Below are 16,484 nucleotides of genomic sequence, written 5' to 3' on the forward strand. Positions count from 1 at the left end.
CATTTTTCCTTTCGGGCCAGAGACCATGACACACGAGACATCTTCACCGCTGCGTTGCCAGGCCTTCATCGAGGCCTTCGCCGACGGCATGGCCGAATTGGCAGGCCTGTCAGTCGCCGAGAGCCGGCCTCAGTGCGAAGCCCTCTACGCGCGCCTGGCCGCACCACTCGCAGACGGCGTCACGCCAAGCGACGAGACACTGCATTCCGATGATGGCCACGTCATTGCCCTGCGACGTTTCCGCCCGACGCGTGAGGCGCCACGCAAGGACGGCTGTGTCGTCTATCTGCACGGTGGCAGCTGGCAGGTCGGTTCGCTGGATAGCCATCAGGGCGTGGCCTCAAGCCTGGCGTCACGGCTCAATCGTGAGGTCATCAGCGTGGATTACCGGCTGTTGCCGGAAGCGTCCTATCAACAGGCGCTGATGGATTGTGAGGTTGCCGTGCGTGAACTGACTCCTGTCGCAGTCGTCGGCGACAGTGCTGGCGGTCGCCTGGTCATGGATGTCTCACGGCTGCATCACGAGACACACTCCCCCTATGTGCTGGGCCTCATCTACCCGCCGATGGACCCGGTACTGAGCCTCGACAATGAAGACCTCGCCACACTGGGGCCGACGGCGCCATTGCTGAGCCGTGAAGAAATCGTCTCCATGTGGCAGCTGGTGGCCGAGGGTGACCCCTCGCACAGTTACGCCATGACGCCACCCCATTCACGGCAGGCACCGGCGCAGGTCATCGAAGTGCTCTCGGTCGAACATGACCCTCTCACGGCGCCGCTGGAGGCGGCCGTCGCCACCTGGAAGGCCCAGGGGGCGGAAGTCGGCTATCACTGCGCGACGGGGATGGTCCACGCCGCCCTGCACGCCCATCATGAATTGCCTGAGATGGGCATCGCCTGGCGTGATTTCTGTGACGCCTTGACGCGCCGTCTTGACGAGGCATGATGCCGCCCCGGGCGGTCGTGCCATGAAAAGAGGCCCGTACCGATGGCATCGGTACGGGCCTCTTTTCGTCGTGATCCACCTCAAGCACTGGCCGGCCCGAGGTGCACCCTCATCTGCCGTGTCTGGACGAGACATTCTCATGGCTACGGTGGATCACGCTTCAGCACATCACGCTGCCTCACAGCGCACGTCATCGCGTCGAAGAACACGCAGTTCGACATCCGCCGGGCAGTGTGAGACCCGCGGCTGCCAGCGGGCCTGTAGTCGCTCACGCAGGTCCGCGTCGCCGTAGATCACGACCACGACCACCAGACGAAAATCATCCTCCAGCGCCCGCTGTGCGATGAGAGCTTCATAGAGAATGCTGTCGAGAATACGCTCGGCCCTGGCGTGATGCTTGAGCACTCTGACATCCACGAAGGTAGTCGTGGAGGTCTTGTCGGCAAACACCGCATCGAAGCAAGCCCGCGTATCCCCTACCTGGACATCATGACGTACCTCGCCGGACGGCTCTGCCCCGGACTCGCGGACGATCTGTCCTACCAGTGCGGTCTTCAATGCGCGCAGCTCATGGCGATGCTCTCGCGTCATCTTCTCCCGCGACATCTCATGCGGTGTCACCGCCCCACCGGCGGGTGACGCCATCGACGTATCGTCACTGTCGTCGTGGAGCAGTTGCGCCACGTCGGCATCATCCACGGGTGGCTGGGCAGACGACGCCTTGACTGGCGGCATCTCGATGCCAGGCTCTCCGCCCAGTGAGTCCTGTACCTCGGCCGTCAGGCGCTCCTCCTGCTCGGCGGGCGACAGGGTGCGCATGAAGGAGCGGTCCTTGTGGTAATCGCCGGGGGCATAGAGCTTCCCATGATGCCTGGTCACCAGACGATAGAACACGCCCAGCACCAATAGCGGAAAGATGACGATGAAGGCGATCAGCGGCCAACGCTCGACCTCTGTCAGCTTGTCTGCGGATGAATTCAGCAACAGGCTCGCGAAGCCGTAGATCAACGAGATGAACAGCGCGATGATGCCGAGCGGATTGCGCGCCAGTTCCTTGGCATTCTTCATGAACTGCATAAGTGCTCCATTCCTTGAGATCTCCCTGCCCCTCCCTCAGGGATGGGGGAGGAACGGGCACAATGCAATGTCATGGCGCTCACGCCTTTCGCGTGTCTTTTCAGCCGTCGAGGGTCATACGGCACAGCAGGGTGTTGTCCTGCTTGAGGCTTTGCCCCCACACGAACCTGGCACTGTCATCCCAGTCGATATCGTCGTAGCCGTCCTTCGGGCTGACATCGCTGTACTGATGCTCGATGGCAGCCGGCCAGGCGCTGTCATCGAAGTCCGGGGCCGTCCAGTCACCGTCCACCGTGGTTTCCTCGAAGTCACAGGCGCCCTCGCCTGCCTGTGGGTCGCTCTCATCGGCACAGGAAGCCTCGACAGGCGCGTGTTGCACCACCAGGCAATGCATGTCGCGGTTGGTGACCCCGATGACCTCGCCTGTTCTGGCATCACGGAACTGGGCAATCATGCCGCCATCGCCCATCTGCTGGCGGTCCGTGCCGATGTACTCAAGGCCGGAATCGTTTTCCTTGAAGTCCTTGGCCTTGATGGCAATCGTCACCGGGAATTGCGTCTCGATGATGGCAGTTTCGGCATTGAAGGAGCGCTCCGTGGTGATCGGCACGCTGTCTTGCATCGCCTTCTCGCCATTGACGTACATCTCGAACCAGTTATCGACCCAGATCTCGGCCTTGAGCCTGGTGCCACTCTGGGGGCCGGCCTTGGGCTTGACCGCATGCTCATCCTTGGCATGTGAATCGGCAAAGGCAGGTGCGGCAGCCAGAATGAGGGCGGCGGTCAGCAATGTGCGCATGGAAAAAATCCTTTCGTGGTGAATGGCGATCGCGCTTCCTGGCTTGCAGGGGGGTGTCTTGCGTCCATCATCTGATCAGTTACGGAAGGTGATGGAGGAGGAATCCAGCACCTTGCCCTGCAGTGCCTCGGTCATCGTGTCCCAGTTCACGCTCATGTCGTCATGATCCGGCAACGCCTCCAGCGGTGCCTTCAAGGCATACAGCGTGATCGTGTATTCGTGATATGAGCCCTCAGGGCCGGGAGGTGAACAAGGCGGCGTATACCCGATACGTTTCTTGTCCTTGTCGGCGCCCTCATCCCCCAGCGACGCCGGGTTGCCGCGCGGCAAGGCGTGGGTGTCTGCCGGAAGATTCCACAGCAGCCAATACTGGCTGGGTGCGTCACGACCTTCGACGGTGCCTTTGGGATAGTGATGCATGATGAGGGCGAGGCTCTGTGTGCCGTCAGGCACATCACCCCATGTCAGCGGCGGCGTGACGCCATCGCCGCCGTCACGAGTGCATTTCAGGTCATCCGGCAACCAGCCATCATCATTGAAGGCAGGGCTGGTGAGCGTGAAGTCGCCTTGTGCCAGCGCCGGTGTGGCCAGGGCCATCGCACCAAGCCCGACGACCAAGCCACGTGCTAGATGCGTCTGCCATGCACTTGAGAACTTGCCCGCCAGATTGCTCGATAACTTGCTCGACCATGCCCGAATCATCGGCAGTACTCCCCGGTCTTGACGTCGCCACCATCCGTCACGGTACGCGTCTCGAAGTCATAGCAATTGGGCGTATCGGTGGGCGTATAGCGAATGTAATAGGCTTCACCGTGATAGGTGTAATCCATGCTGCGCTTGCCGTCTGCCTGCTGGGTAAAGACCAGGTCTTCCACGCCCCCTTGCGGCGGAGTGCCGGCAGGCCGCCCACGACTGTCGGCCTGCGTATCGCCACTCGCGGCCTTCAGCGGCGGAACACGCGGCAGGTCTTTCGCCTCTGGCACCTCGCCCATCAGACACTGAATGATGTAGGGCGCCTTCTCGGAGGTGTGATAGCGATACCCGAAGGTGTCATCAGGCTGTCCGTTGCAGACATCCAGCACATCCATCGCGATAGGGGAGCCATCCGGGTTGTCATCGCCATAGATGGGGTAGCCATCGAAAGCCCAGCCAATGATGGGGTTGTCATCGGCATTCTTCATCTTGTCGATCATGCACACGGGTTTGACATGATAGTGGTAATCATCGCCGCGGCCGGCGTGCCCGCCACAGGCATCCAGCTGCTGCGTCGCCAGGGTATCGTTGCTGGCCTGATAGACAGAAAGATCCTCCGGGGACATCTCCCCGCCTCCGGTATAGTCGTAGATGGGCACACCATTGACGGCGACGCCCAAGGCCGCGTCTCGCGTCTGGGGGGTATCTCCCAGCGTGGGTTCGAGCATGACGGGCGAGGTGTAGTGATTGGCGGGCACCGGCACCTGCTCATTGGTGCCCACGATACCGGTCATCATCTCGTGATCCGGGTAGGTATCCGAGGTGATCAGCGCCTTGCCGTTCTGGCAGGTGACAGACACCGAGTCGGCGAAGCCGGCATCTTGCACGGAAGCCTTCACGGCGGCGCAATGCGCCTCGGCGGCGGACCTGCCCGTACGCTGTGCCGCTGCCTCCGACGTGGACTTCTCTGAGCCGGACTGAGCCTTCGCGAGCGAGGGTTGATCATTCGCGACTGACTGCGCGACATGGAAGAACACTGGCACCATGAGAACGGATGCCACCGTCAGTGCCACGACGGGCTTCACGATACGAGGTCGTCCCCGAGACGTCAGGGAATGTGGGCGCATGGGCTTTCCTGTGTGTCGGACGATGAATTCATGAGGCATTCGCGCATGGCCGGGTGGCCTTAGGTGTCAGCCAGTCAGATGCGGACGCAGGAAGGCCGACAGGGTCTCCGAGTTCTTCTCGTCATGCCGGGGCGGCTACCACTGCATCACGATGAAGGTCAGTGACATGGCACCGATCGCGACCATCCAGGCGCCCAGCACTCGCTGCGCGATCACGAAGGCCGCACGAGGCAGAAGGCGACCGATCAACGCGAATATCGCCCAGCAAAGCAGGACACCCCACATCACCGTCATCATGACACCGAGAAGGATGGCAAAGGGTGTCGAGGCCACCTCATGGCCCAGAAACAGCAGCGCCACCACCAGCCCGGCCAGCAGCGCCGGCACCCGCTGGAAGATGCCCTGACCGAAGGCATGGCGCAGCGGTACGTGAATCGCGACGAGCAACGACACCAGCATGGCCAGTCCCATCACGGCCATTACCAGCGTCTGTGGCGCAAAGAGTGACAGGGTGATCCCGAGCAGCAGGCCATTGATGAGCCGCAGCAGAATTCGCCCGCCCGCCTTCCAGGTGAGCGTGTCCTGACTGGCGACTCCGACAAGACCCGCCGTGACGATGAGATACAGGACCACCGGGCTGCCACAGACGGCGCGAACGCCGATCATCCACTGTTCCGGCCACATCATGACAATGCCTCGACCAGGAAGTAGACACCCAGCAGTGCCGTCAGAATCCCCAATCCGCGCAGCAGCATGCCCTGACGGAAGCGCTCCGCCATGATGCCAACGCCGATACCCGCGGCATGCAGACTGCCGGTGGCCACCATGAAGCCCATCGCAAAGGCAAAGGGATCAGACGCCAGGGGCAACTCCGCCCCATGGGCGTAGCCATGACAGACGGCAAAGACGGAGATCACCGCACAGGCCATCCACAGCGGCAGGCGCACGCGCCCCGCGATGAAGCCGCCGAGCACCAGAGCCGACAAGGCAATGCCGATCTCGATTCCGGGCAATGCCACCCCCACGATGCCCACCACACTGCCCAGCGCCATGATCATCGGGAATACCACCGGCAACAGCCAGGAAGCAGGACGCCCCAGAATCACCCCCCACAGCCCCACGGCTGCCATGGCGGTAAAGTGATCCAGGCCCGTGAGGGGGTGCAGGAAGCCCGCGGCAAAGCCGCCGACGCTATCCGTATCGACATGCGCGCTGGCTGTCTGGGTGAAGAGCACCGTCAACATGCCGACAAGGGCAGCCGTCAGACGGGGCAAGCGGCAAGGCCGCGAGTCACGACGCCGAGCGGAGTGAGCCGCGAGAGGCGCAACGCGAGAAGAGGTGTGAGATGTGGTGCGAGATGAGGTGCATGAAGAGGTGCGAGAAAGCGGCATGAAGGCAAATCCAGTGAAGAGATCTCTCGGTTGGGGGGAGACAGCAGCAGTGTGAAACACGCACCGAGACGCGGAAGTCTTGGAAAAGACCATGACATTCGTGCAAACAGCAGGGTATGGCATGGCACGCAGCGCCGGAGCGCCGGACCGCCGGAGCGCCGGCGCTGTTCACGGCGCCCCGACCCCGGCGCTGTCATCATCGTCTTCCGGCATTGGCCCGTCCGAAGGTCCGTCGCCTGCATGGCCGGGCATGGGGCCCTGACCCGGCTTGCGTGGAGAGCCGATCCCCATCCTGGCATTGGTAGTGAAGTTGTCCTTCGCCACCACGCCTTTCAGACATGCGGGCAGGTTGGGGAATTCCTGAGTGGCGTGATAGTGATACTCGCCTTCCGGGTGACGCTCGGTCGGGCCGAAGTGGCCATTGCAACTGTCGAGATCGGTCGGCACCTCGCCCGTCGGGTCTTCACTGCCGAACATCGGATAGCCATCGAAGGCATAGGCGAACTGGGCGCTCTTGCTCTGCGGTTGCTGACAATGGGCATCCACGCCTTGCGTGTCATAGACGCTATCGATATCCGTGGCCGTCGAGTGCCAGTGATACCAGCCACCCGGATCCACATGACCGCCGCAGGTATCCAGTGCCGGCAGATTGCCGGTATCCAGCACCGAGGGAGCATCGGCGAAGATGGGCACGCCATCCAGTGCCAGGCCTACCTTGGCGACAGTGCCAAGCGACGTCGGCGAGTCGGCCGGCACCGGGACGACAGGCAGCAGCACGGCCATCTCGACGCTCTCATCCTCGGCCACGTTGAGGCAGTTGTTGGCCTCTTCCTGACGCTTGCTCAGGTCCGTCATGATGTGAAGCGTCTCGTCCTCATCATGAAAATGAAACCCGAGCGTATCGAGCATCTCGAAGAAGGCACGATCCAGCCGGTATAGACCGGGGTGCTGGCCATCCCACTGCCAGATACCGCCTTGATCATCCAGCGTCGGTGGGCAGAAAGGGCCGATCTCCAGGTCATCAGGCTGGTACTTCACGACAAGTCGGGTGCACTGGGCAGCGCTGCCATTCTCCAGCGTACAGCTGACGGTTTCCGGCGCCTTGACCAGCGCGGCCGTGGAGAATTGGCCCGGCACCACTTCGGCATGGGCCACCCCTGCCATCAACAGGGAGGCCGGCAACCAGGCCGTGATCGATGCGGTCTTTCGCACAAGGCGTGCCGTCTTCATGAGTAGGCTCCGAAGAGAGAACACCCGCCACGCTGTTGCTCTCTCGAGTGATCAGCGTGGCGGGTGTCGATGGGCGGGACAGCCGTGAGGGTCAAGCTCGGCCTGGACTCAGGCTCGGCTCAGGCCCTGACCTCAGTGCTTGGGCCCCTGCTTGGCATCATCCGGCAAGCAGGCCGTCTCGCCACCCCGGGGCGGAGCGACACAATGTCCCGGCACCAGCGAGTCTGCCTCAGGCACCGCGATCTGGCACTGGTCTCCCACCTGCTTGCTGGCACAGGCATCGAAGGCTTCCTGCGGCGGCTTGCCACCCGGAGGCTGCGCCATGCTCATCCCGCTGATGGCCAGCAGTGCGCCCGCCATCAAGGCCAGGCTGCCGCGACGACGAAAGGTCACGCGAGCGGAAGGAGTTTCAGAGGCTTTCATGTCGGCATTTCCTTGTGTCATCACTCAATGACGACAAGCTTGCTGACGCAATGTGCAACGAATATGTCAGAAAACGACAGGTGTTCAGGTGCCTGCAGGCTCACTCCTTCCCGGACGGCGGACGATCTTCCTCACCGGGAGGTGGCCCGCGATGTCCCATCTCATCTGCGGTGCAGACGGCATCCGGTGAGTCGAGTGCGCAGCCTATCTCGCCATGGAAACATCCCAGAATCTCGTTCTTTTCGGCGCTGTTGCCATGATAATGGTATCCGATGCCTGCACCGACATGGCCACTGCAGGCGTCGAGTTCTGCCTCCTCGGCCTCGTCACCGGTCAGTCTGGCCAGGATCGGATAACCATCCATGGCAAAGCCGATCATCGGTGCATCCGCCGCGACGTTCTCCTTCGCGGGACTGCAGCCATTGGCACCGTGATAGTGATAGCCGACATGCAGATTCACATGCCCTCCGCAGTCATCGAAAGGCGCCAGGGTATGGGCGGCAAGAATCGCATCCTGAGGCGCTGCCGCATCGAATCTGACGCCATTGAAGGCGATTCCCCGCGGAATTGGCGGAGTGCGCCCTGATGCCGCTTCCTGACGGGCAACGGGAACCAGTGGCAGCACATAGGTGGTCTCGACGACCTCATCCATGTATTCCGTGCGGCATTCCACGCAGTAGTTGTGGTACGCCTCAGCCACATCCGGCCGCGCCGCCTGATCACAGGCCGTCCTGGTATCCGTGACGTGAACCTTGCCGGTGGCCTCGTCGAACAGCTGCCACTCGGGGTCATCATAGAAGGTGGCCAGATTCTCGATGAAGGCACCATCCACGTCGTACTGCTTGCCGTCATGCACCCAGATACCCCCCTTGTCGGCACCGTCCGAGAGCTTGCCGGGACACCAGGGGCCCATCTCGCTGGACTCCAGCGAGTTCTTCAGCGTGATGCTGAAGCACTGGGTCTCGGTCCCACCGGACAGCGTGCAATCCACCACCTCAGGGCCAGCCACGATGCTCCGGGCATCGAACAGGGAGGCGATCTGCGCCAGTCGCTCCGAGACATCCCCCTCGTGGGCCATCGCGGACACGGGGATCAGGCTGGCGACCCCCGCGCTGAACAACGAGGCCAGTGCCATTCGCTTCATCATGTTTCCTCTTGTGATCACCAGGGCATCAGCACGTCATCTGCACTTCACCTGAACGGCCCACCCATCGCGAGGCCAAGCCTATGGAAAACACGTTCCATAAGGAAAGACGCGCCGCTCATTTGCACAAAGCTGCCTTTTTCATGAGAACTGCCCTACCGAAGCCCTAGCGCTCGGCTCGCGGGGAATGCCCGAAGTGATTGCGATAGGCCCGCGAGAAGCTTGAGCTCGACGTGAAGCCACTGGACAGTCCGATGGAGAGAATATCGAGATCCGTCTCCTTGAGCAGATGCCGAGCACGCTCCAGCCGCAGCCTCAGGTACCAGGCTCGCGGCGACGTGGCGAGTTCCTGCTCGAACAGACGCTGCAACTGTCTGAGCGAGATGCGACAGCGTCGGGCCAGCTCCTCCAGCGACAGGGGGGTGTCCAGATGCTGCTCCATCAAGGCGACGGCATCGACCAGCTGGCGCTTGTGAGTGCCGAGTCGCCGCGCCAGCGTCATGCGCTGCTGATCGGTACGCGTCCGCATGCGGTCATGGACAAGCTGCTCGGAGACATCGACTGCCAGGGCCGTGCCGTGCCGCCGGGCAATCACGTCCAATGCCATGTCCATCGCCGCCGCTCCCCCGGCACACGAGAAACGCCGTGCGCCCAGCTCGAACAATTCATCCGAGGTGCTGATGGCAGGGAAACGCTCGCGAAACGCCGGCAGACTCTCCCAGTGCAGCGTGACGCGCTCACCATTGAGCAGGCCGGCCGCGGCGAGCAGGAAGCACCCGGTATCCAGCCCGCCCAGCACACAGCCACCGGCATCGAGGCGATTCAGCCAGCCAGTGAGAGCGCGATTCAGGTGAGCTTCCGGCTCGAAGCCACTGCATACCGCAAGCGAAGGCAGCGAACGGATATCCAGAATGCTGTGATCCGCCACCAGCGTCATGCCACTCGATGCCGTGACCGGCTGGCCATCCTCACTGATCAGCAACCAGCGAAACAGCGGCTTGCCGCTGATGCGATTCGCGATGCGCAACGGCTCCACCGCCGCGAAGAAGGCCATCATCGAAAAACGCGGCAGCAGCAGAAATCCGATCGTTTCGGGCAAGGGGCCGGAATAGTCGAGACGCATGACGCGAGAGCCTCCGTGACAGGGAAAGAGAGGTGTCATGGGTCATCACCCGAGAGCGTGACATGACGACGACCGTCAAAAATGACGCATTACGTTAACAATAATTCGCCTTACGACAAAATAGGCTGTTGAAATTTACCTGTCGTCGAGACTTCACCATGCCGCCTCCCGGGCATCCCCGGGGCCTCAGTACGAGCGCCTGGTGATCATGTCGTGGTGATTCGCGTCCCGCTTGCCCGACCCGCTTCTGGCGTAGCGTGATTTTTCCAGAAGCTGTAGCCATCAAAAACAATTCCATCCATAATATATCGTAATGTTTTTAGGCAGTTAGCCAAGCACTGCTCTTTCCAAAATGCGTTCCTCATCTCTTCTCGTTGCCAACACGACAACAATAATGGTGCCGGATGAGCGGTCGATATCCCCGATGCCTCGACCGAGACAGGGATCGCTGGCCCTTTGACCAGCTCGAACAGGAGTTACTGCGTGACCCCTTCCCAATCCGACCCCGCGTCCTCTCCCGATTCCACGAATACCGCCCCTCTGCCCTACCCCAACGCCAGTTCCAGCGTGCAGGTCGAGACCTCAGGCTGGCTGACCGGCATGCACAAGGGCATGACCCTGACCTCAGCGGGCCTGCTGCTGCTCTTCGTCCTGGCCACGGGCCTGGCACCCGACATGTCCGCGAGTCTGTTCGGCGCCGCCCGCGCCTGGATCGAGTCCACCTTCGGCACCTATTATCTCGTCACCATCGTCGGACTGATCGGGCTGTGCATCGCCCTGGTGTTCTCTCCCTGGGGCAACCTGCGCCTCGGCGCACCGGACAGTCGTCCCGAATTCTCACGCTTCACCTGGGTCTCGATGCTGCTCTCGGCAGGCGTCGGCATCGGCATCCTGTTCTTCGGGGTCGCCGAGCCGCTGTTCTACTTCGATGACTCCGGCGGCTTCGGCTACCCGAACAACCCGCACGCGGACCTCGCCGGCCACACCGCCATGACCCATGCGCGCGCCGTGGATGCGCTCAAGCTGGCCTTCTTCCACTGGGGCCTGCATGGCTGGGCGGTCTATGTGATCGTCGGCATGACCCTGGCCTACTTCGCCTATCGCCGCGGCCTGCCGCTGGCCCTGCGCTCCGCGCTTTATCCGCTGATCGGCAACCGCATCTATGGCCCCATCGGCCACGCCGTCGACATCATGGGGGTACTGGGCTGCGTGTTCGGTATCGCCACCTCGCTGGGCCTGGGCGTCAGCCAGATCGCCGTCGGCCTCAATCGCCTGACCGGACTGGATTCCGGCATCTACACCCAGGTGGTGCTGATTGCCGTGATCTGCGCCATCTCCATCGCGTCTGCCGTCTCGGGGGTCAGCCGGGGTATCCGCATCATCTCCGAACTCAATGTCGGCGTCTCCGTCATCGTGGTGGGCAGCTTCCTGATCGGGGGGCCGACACTGTGGTTGATCAGCATGTTCGGCGAGACGCTGGTCTCCTATGTGCGTGACGTCATCCCCATGGGCCTGTGGGTGGCGGGCACGCCGCTGGAACGCGACTGGCAGGATGCCTGGACCATCTTCTACTGGGCCTGGTGGCTGGCATGGGCGCCGTTCATCGGCCTGTTCATCGCCCGTATCTCCAGGGGCCGCACCGTGCGTGAATTCGTGCTGGGCGTGCTGATCGCGCCGCCGCTGATCATCTTCATCTGGCAGGCGCTGTTCGGTGGCACCGCGCTGCACCAGGAACTGACCGCAGCCATGGGCCCGGGAACCGGCGAACTGATGGGCATGATCCGCGACTGGAACCTGCCGGAGGCGCTGTTCGCCACGGCGGATACACTGGTGGCCAATGACACCCTGAGCGTCATCCTGTCCTCACTGCTGATCTTCCTGCTGATCAGCTGGTTCGTGACCAGCTCCGACTCCAGCACCCTGGTCATCACCACCATTCTGTCGATGGGCGATGAGGAGCCGCTGGCGCGCCACCGGATCTTCTGGGGCGTCTGCATCGGCTCGGTCGCTGCCGTCCTGTTGATGGCCGGCGGCCTGAAAGCCCTTCAGACCGTGCTGATGGCGGCGGCATTGCCGGTCAGCCTGGTGATTCTACTCATGACACTGGGTCTTCTGATCGCCCTGATCGAGGAATCGCGCATGGCGCTCAAGGCACGTCGCCGAGCCTCCCCCGACACGGGCCTGAATTGATCCGCCGGTCAGTCTGACCAATGCCGGTCACGGGTCCTGCCGTGACCTGATGCCGGCACCCGCATGACACCAATCCCCGCTTGAGGCCACAAGGCCCGGCGGGGATTGGCGTTTCTGGCTCCCGGACATCCTCTTCCAGCCTCTCTCGGAGGGCTCCTGAGCGCTGAGGCAATGCAGGCTTCCAGCGAGAAAATATCCGAAAAGCCGGCCTGACGCTTGCCGCATGACGCGTTCAGCTAATTGGACTTCGTTTGGGGAGAAAATGATCGGGGACGACGCTCTAGCCTTAGAACGTGTCGATGTCTGATGTCCAGAACGTTCCACACAGGTAGTGCGAGACAACAATCACAACAATAAAGGAGTGTTCCCATGACACCCGCCCAACAGGACTCGCAAGAGTCCGCTCACCGCGGCATCCCCCCTGATTTGACGCAGCGCCTTGAGACCCGCGGCCCGCTCAAGGGCATGCACAAGGGCATGACACTCACCGCTGCCGGCCTGCTGCTGGCCTTCGTGGTCGGTGCCGGCCTGAGTCCGCAGGCCTCTTCTGCCCTGTTCGGCGCCGCCCGCGCCTGGATCGAGAACACCTTCGGCACTTACTACCTCATCCTGGTCGTGGGCATGATCGCCCTGTCACTGGTCATGGTGGTGTCTCCCTGGGGCAGCCTGCGACTCGGCCCCAGGGACAGCAGACCCGAGTTCTCGCGCTTCACCTGGATCTCGATGCTGCTCTCGGCAGGCGTCGGGATCGGCATCCTGTTCTTCGGGGTCGCCGAGCCACTGTTCTACTTCGACGACTCCGGGGGCTTCGGGTACCCCAACAACCCGCACGCGGATCTGGCCGGCGCTACCAGCATGGACCATGCCCGCGCCGTCGAGGCCCTCAAGGTGGCCTTCTTCCATTGGGGCCTGCATGGCTGGGCGGTGTATGGCGTCGTCGGCATGACACTCGCCTACTTCGCCTACCGCCATCACCTGCCCCTGGCACTGCGCTCGGCGCTCTATCCGCTGATCGGCGAGCGCATCTACGGTCCCATCGGTCACGCCGTGGATATCATGGGCGTACTGGGTTGTGTCTTCGGAATCGCGACCTCGCTGGGTCTCGGCGTCAGCCAGATCGCCGTCGGGCTCAACCGCCTCACCGGACTGGATGCCGGGCTCGGCACTCAGCTGGCGTTGATCGCCGTCATCAGCGTGATCTCCATCGCATCTGCCGTCTCCGGCGTGAAGCGCGGCATCCGCTTCATCTCCGAGCTCAACATCGGCGTCTCGGTGCTCGTGGTCGGCAGCTTCCTGATCGGCGGCCCCACCCTGTGGTTGATCTCGCTGTTCGGCGAGACGTTGCTGGCCTATCTGCGCGACGTGGTGCCGATGGGACTGTGGGTCGCCCAGACCCCGGGCGAGAGCAGCTGGCAGGAAGGCTGGACCATCTTCTACTGGGCCTGGTGGCTGGCCTGGGCCCCGTTCATCGGCCTGTTCATCGCGCGTATCTCCAAGGGGCGCACCCTGCGCGAGTTCATCCTCGGCGTGCTGATCGCCCCACCGCTGATCATCTTCCTCTGGCAGGCGCTGTTCGGCGGTACCGGTCTGCATCAGGAGCTGACGGCCGCCATGGGCCCGGGGACCGGCGAGCTGATGACGCTGGTGCGCAACTGGAATCTGCCGGAAGCCCTGTTCGCCACCGCCGATGCCCTGGCCGGCAACGGCGTGCTGGGAGTCATCCTATCCTCGCTGTTGATCTTCCTGCTGATCAGCTGGTTCGTGACCAGCTCCGACTCCAGCACCCTGGTGGTCACCACCATCCTGTCGCTGGGCGATGAGGAGCCGCTGGCGCGTCACCGCATATTCTGGGGCATCTGCATCGGACTGGTGGCCGGTACCTTGCTGATGGCAGGCGGCCTCAAGGCACTGCAGACCATCCTGATGGCCGCCGCCTTGCCGATGAGCTTCGTGATCGTGGCAATGACGATGGGCCTCCTGGTGGCGCTCTATCAGGAATCCGGCAATGCACTGAAAAGATTCAAGAAACCCGCCCAGCATCACACAGGCCCCTGAGCCCGCTCTAAGCCCCTCACTCGACCCGGACCCGTCGTGCCAACAGGCAACGGCGGGCCTTGAGGCATGTCTTTCACGTCAGGCGTTCCACGAGACACATAATGTCGTGTTATGGCAAATACTGGTCGCCAATAACCAAAAATTAACCAGAGGGCAAGATAGGCTTATGAGGTCCTTGCCACCCACAGGAGTCAGCCATCGTTATCTGCCCTCTCTTGACGACTTCTTGCTGCCGTCAGCTTGCCAGTTCGACAACAACAACTTCAGGAATCGCGCTCTCATGACGACCGACACTTCCTCCTCCCGCCAGCCCGAGGCCACCACGGATTCCGTCTGCGGCCTGGGGGATACAGACTCCGCCAAGGGCAAGTACCTCACCTCGATCGCCACCGTGGCGGTCATCATGCTGCTGATCGGCGCCGCCGCCCTCTTCCCGACGGGATTCCTCGCGGCCCTCGACACCGTCAAGACCTCGGTGATCGGCAATCTCGGCTTCATCTTCACCTGGCCGGCCTTCGCCATCTCGCTGGTGATGGTCGCGGTGTGCTTCACGCCGCTGGGCAAGCTGCGCTTCGGTGAAGGCGAACCGGAATTCCACACCCTGAGCTGGATGGGCATGCTGTTTGCCACCGGCATGGGCATCGGCCTGCTCACCTGGGGCGTGCTGGAGCCCAAGTACCATACCGATGCCGGACAGAGCACCGACATGGCACTGCTCAATGCCTTCAATCATTGGGGCCTGCTTGCCTGGGCGGGCTATCTGGCCATCGGCGCGCTGTTCGCGCATGCCATGTACAACATGAAGATGACCAAGCCCGCCGAAGAACTGCTGGGCAATGGCCTGTGGAGCAAGCTCAATCTGGTCAGCCTCGTCGTTTCCACCGTCATCGGCCTGTCGCTGTCCTTCACCTACGCGACCACCCCGATCCAGCAGGGACTGGTCAAGCTGGTCGGCATCGAGTTCAGCCCGACCCTGATCATCAGCGTGCTGGCCGTATGCGCCATCATCTCCTCCGCCTCTGGCCTCAAGCGCGGCATCAAGTGGCTGAGCAACTACAACACCCTGTTCGCCATCATTCTGATGATCGGCGTGCTGGTGCTGACCGTCCCCGGCGACATCCTTTCCACCTTCGTGCGTCTGGTGCCGGAATACCTGCTCAAGTACCCGGCGATGGCCACCGACATCGGTCTGGGTGATCCGGAGCGCAAGGCATGGCTGGCCGACTGGCTGTATGCCTTCGAGGCTGCCTGGTACGGCTGGTTCATCTTCACCGGCGTCTTCGTGGCGCGCATCTCCAAGGGCCGTACCCTGCGTGGCATGGTGCTGGGGGTAATGCTGGTGCCGACCCTGTTCTCGTGCCTGTGGTTCGTGGTGTTCGGTCTCGGCAGCCTCAGTCTGGGCGTCGAGGACGTGTTCAAGCTGATCGATACCATCGATACCACCGGCATCCTCTCGGTGATACTGACGCTCAACATCCTGCTGTTCTTCATCACCAGTGCCGATTCGGCAGGACTGGTCTGCGAGATGCTGACCGTCAAGCGCTCGCGCGCCTTCTGGATCATCGCCATGGCCGCCCTGGCCATCGTGGTCAGCTGGCTGGGCGGCGATGTCTACAAGACCCTGCTGAGCCTGATCTCGGTCGCCGCGATACCGGTCGCCTTCGGCATCTTCGCCCTGGTGATCGCCTTCGTGATCCGCGTACGCCGTGATCGCGCCTCCCAGGCCATCCCGGCATCGGTGCCACTTACCTAGCGCTGAACCGCCCTGGTGTGTGATGCGCCGCAGCGCGTGCCGACGCAATCCGGGACAACGATCTGTCGCAACGCAATCTGTCCAGCACAACGGCCCTGCCCTCTAACGAGGTGCAGGGCCGTTGTGTATTACGAAGTAGCGAAGAATGATTGTGCCCTACCCGCCTCCGCTTCCTTCTGCACTCTCCTCTTACGTTACAAGCTCTGGAAGGGCTTGCAGCAAGGCAGCTATCCCAGCTGCGTACGAAGTAAAATCGGCGCCAGGCGGCTGAGCTATGTCACTCAGCAAGCGAGTCCGGTGCTGGCGCTCCCAAGGAATAATTTACGCCTCCTGGGAACCGCTACTACTGCGCTCACTGTATTAGCTCAGAAGTTTCAGCCAAACATACTCAAATTATAATATATGCTAGTATTGCTCCAATTTGTCATGCGCAGACAGGCCTGCTGCCTAATCCAGCGACATCGTCAGCCAACTATCAACCATCGCTAACCATTCCCAATAGTGTTCAGAATCATATGGTTATCCCCACTTCA

14 protein-coding genes are annotated in these 16,484 nt (G+C 62.2%); 4 read left to right on the plus strand and 10 right to left on the minus strand.

Features of this window, described 5'->3' with window-relative positions; all coding sequences use genetic code 11:
* Positions 1 to 25: 25 nt before the first annotated feature.
* On the plus strand, positions 26 to 946 hold the full coding sequence (locus HXS65_RS13455; RefSeq protein ID WP_218015090.1) for an alpha/beta hydrolase fold domain-containing protein: 921 nt from the start codon (positions 26 to 28) through the stop codon (positions 944 to 946).
* A 168-nt stretch (positions 947 to 1,114) separates the two neighbouring features.
* On the opposite strand, the gene HXS65_RS13460 is transcribed toward HXS65_RS13455, so the two are convergent.
* From HXS65_RS13460 to HXS65_RS13505, 10 genes are all read right to left on the minus strand, one after another.
* Positions 1,115 to 2,023: a hypothetical protein gene (locus HXS65_RS13460; protein WP_176494134.1), complete on the minus strand. Its 909-nt coding sequence runs from the start codon at positions 2,021 to 2,023 to the stop codon at positions 1,115 to 1,117.
* Between the two features lie 100 nt (positions 2,024 to 2,123).
* Positions 2,124 to 2,822, minus strand: a complete 699-nt coding sequence (locus HXS65_RS13465; protein WP_218015091.1) for a PEBP family protein — start codon at positions 2,820 to 2,822, stop codon at positions 2,124 to 2,126.
* A 75-nt stretch (positions 2,823 to 2,897) separates the two neighbouring features.
* Positions 2,898 to 3,524 carry a YbhB/YbcL family Raf kinase inhibitor-like protein gene (locus tag HXS65_RS13470; protein WP_176494135.1) on the minus strand — a complete coding sequence of 209 codons (627 nt, stop codon included), beginning with the start codon at positions 3,522 to 3,524 and terminating at the stop codon, positions 2,898 to 2,900.
* On the minus strand, positions 3,521 to 4,414 hold the full coding sequence (locus HXS65_RS13475; protein WP_218015092.1) for a YHYH protein: 894 nt from the start codon (positions 4,412 to 4,414) through the stop codon (positions 3,521 to 3,523). The genes HXS65_RS13470 and HXS65_RS13475 overlap by 4 nt, the downstream gene beginning before the upstream one ends.
* 363 nt (positions 4,415 to 4,777) lie before the next feature.
* Positions 4,778 to 5,329, minus strand: coding sequence for a hypothetical protein (locus tag HXS65_RS13480; protein ID WP_176494137.1), 552 nt, complete (start codon positions 5,327 to 5,329; stop codon positions 4,778 to 4,780).
* Positions 5,326 to 5,886: a HupE/UreJ family protein gene (locus HXS65_RS13485; RefSeq protein WP_176494138.1), complete on the minus strand. Its 561-nt coding sequence runs from the start codon at positions 5,884 to 5,886 to the stop codon at positions 5,326 to 5,328. The genes HXS65_RS13480 and HXS65_RS13485 overlap by 4 nt, the downstream gene beginning before the upstream one ends.
* Positions 5,887 to 6,201: 315 nt before the next feature.
* Positions 6,202 to 7,263 carry a YHYH protein gene (locus HXS65_RS13490; protein ID WP_176494139.1) on the minus strand — a complete coding sequence of 354 codons (1,062 nt, stop codon included), beginning with the start codon at positions 7,261 to 7,263 and terminating at the stop codon, positions 6,202 to 6,204.
* Positions 7,264 to 7,395: 132 nt separating this feature from the next.
* Positions 7,396 to 7,686, minus strand: a complete 291-nt coding sequence (locus tag HXS65_RS13495) for a hypothetical protein (protein ID WP_084208406.1) — start codon at positions 7,684 to 7,686, stop codon at positions 7,396 to 7,398.
* Between the two features lie 100 nt (positions 7,687 to 7,786).
* Complete coding sequence (locus tag HXS65_RS13500; protein ID WP_176494140.1) at positions 7,787 to 8,833, minus strand: YHYH protein; 1,047 nt, start codon at positions 8,831 to 8,833, stop codon at positions 7,787 to 7,789.
* 163 nt (positions 8,834 to 8,996) lie between these two features.
* The gene (locus HXS65_RS13505) at positions 8,997 to 9,953 is read right to left on the minus strand and encodes a GlxA family transcriptional regulator (protein ID WP_176494141.1); all 957 of its coding nucleotides are present in this window, start codon (positions 9,951 to 9,953) and stop codon (positions 8,997 to 8,999) included.
* Positions 9,954 to 10,436: 483 nt separating this feature from the next.
* Between HXS65_RS13505 and HXS65_RS13510 the strand changes: the two genes are divergently transcribed.
* The 3 genes from HXS65_RS13510 to HXS65_RS13520 all read left to right on the plus strand — a co-directional run bounded on the left by HXS65_RS13510 (position 10,437) and on the right by HXS65_RS13520 (position 15,951).
* On the plus strand, positions 10,437 to 12,143 hold the full coding sequence (locus HXS65_RS13510; protein ID WP_255304519.1) for a BCCT family transporter: 1,707 nt from the start codon (positions 10,437 to 10,439) through the stop codon (positions 12,141 to 12,143).
* Between the two features lie 369 nt (positions 12,144 to 12,512).
* Complete coding sequence (locus HXS65_RS13515) at positions 12,513 to 14,198, plus strand: BCCT family transporter (protein ID WP_176494142.1); 1,686 nt, start codon at positions 12,513 to 12,515, stop codon at positions 14,196 to 14,198.
* Between the two features lie 280 nt (positions 14,199 to 14,478).
* Positions 14,479 to 15,951, plus strand: a complete 1,473-nt coding sequence (locus tag HXS65_RS13520; RefSeq protein ID WP_176494143.1) for a BCCT family transporter — start codon at positions 14,479 to 14,481, stop codon at positions 15,949 to 15,951.
* Positions 15,952 to 16,484: the final 533 nt, after the last annotated feature.

This window comes from Cobetia sp. 5-25-4-2 (assembly GCF_013374075.1).
Lineage (GTDB): Bacteria > Pseudomonadota > Gammaproteobacteria > Pseudomonadales > Halomonadaceae > Cobetia > Cobetia marina.

Coding starts and splice junctions, on each gene's coding strand:
- HXS65_RS13490 (WP_176494139.1), bottom strand. CDS start 7,263: ATGAAGACGGCACGCCTTGTGCGAAAGACCGCATCGATCACGGCCTGG.
- HXS65_RS13495 (WP_084208406.1), bottom strand. CDS start 7,686: ATGAAAGCCTCTGAAACTCCTTCCGCTCGCGTGACCTTTCGTCGTCGC.
- HXS65_RS13480 (WP_176494137.1), bottom strand. CDS start 5,329: ATGATGTGGCCGGAACAGTGGATGATCGGCGTTCGCGCCGTCTGTGGC.
- HXS65_RS13465 (WP_218015091.1), bottom strand. CDS start 2,822: ATGCGCACATTGCTGACCGCCGCCCTCATTCTGGCTGCCGCACCTGCC.
- HXS65_RS13485 (WP_176494138.1), bottom strand. CDS start 5,886: ATGTTGACGGTGCTCTTCACCCAGACAGCCAGCGCGCATGTCGATACG.
- HXS65_RS13455 (WP_218015090.1), top strand. CDS start 26: ATGACACACGAGACATCTTCACCGCTGCGTTGCCAGGCCTTCATCGAG.
- HXS65_RS13500 (WP_176494140.1), bottom strand. CDS start 8,833: ATGATGAAGCGAATGGCACTGGCCTCGTTGTTCAGCGCGGGGGTCGCC.
- HXS65_RS13520 (WP_176494143.1), top strand. CDS start 14,479: ATGACGACCGACACTTCCTCCTCCCGCCAGCCCGAGGCCACCACGGAT.
- HXS65_RS13505 (WP_176494141.1), bottom strand. CDS start 9,953: ATGCGTCTCGACTATTCCGGCCCCTTGCCCGAAACGATCGGATTTCTG.
- HXS65_RS13460 (WP_176494134.1), bottom strand. CDS start 2,023: ATGCAGTTCATGAAGAATGCCAAGGAACTGGCGCGCAATCCGCTCGGC.
- HXS65_RS13470 (WP_176494135.1), bottom strand. CDS start 3,524: ATGATTCGGGCATGGTCGAGCAAGTTATCGAGCAATCTGGCGGGCAAG.
- HXS65_RS13515 (WP_176494142.1), top strand. CDS start 12,513: ATGACACCCGCCCAACAGGACTCGCAAGAGTCCGCTCACCGCGGCATC.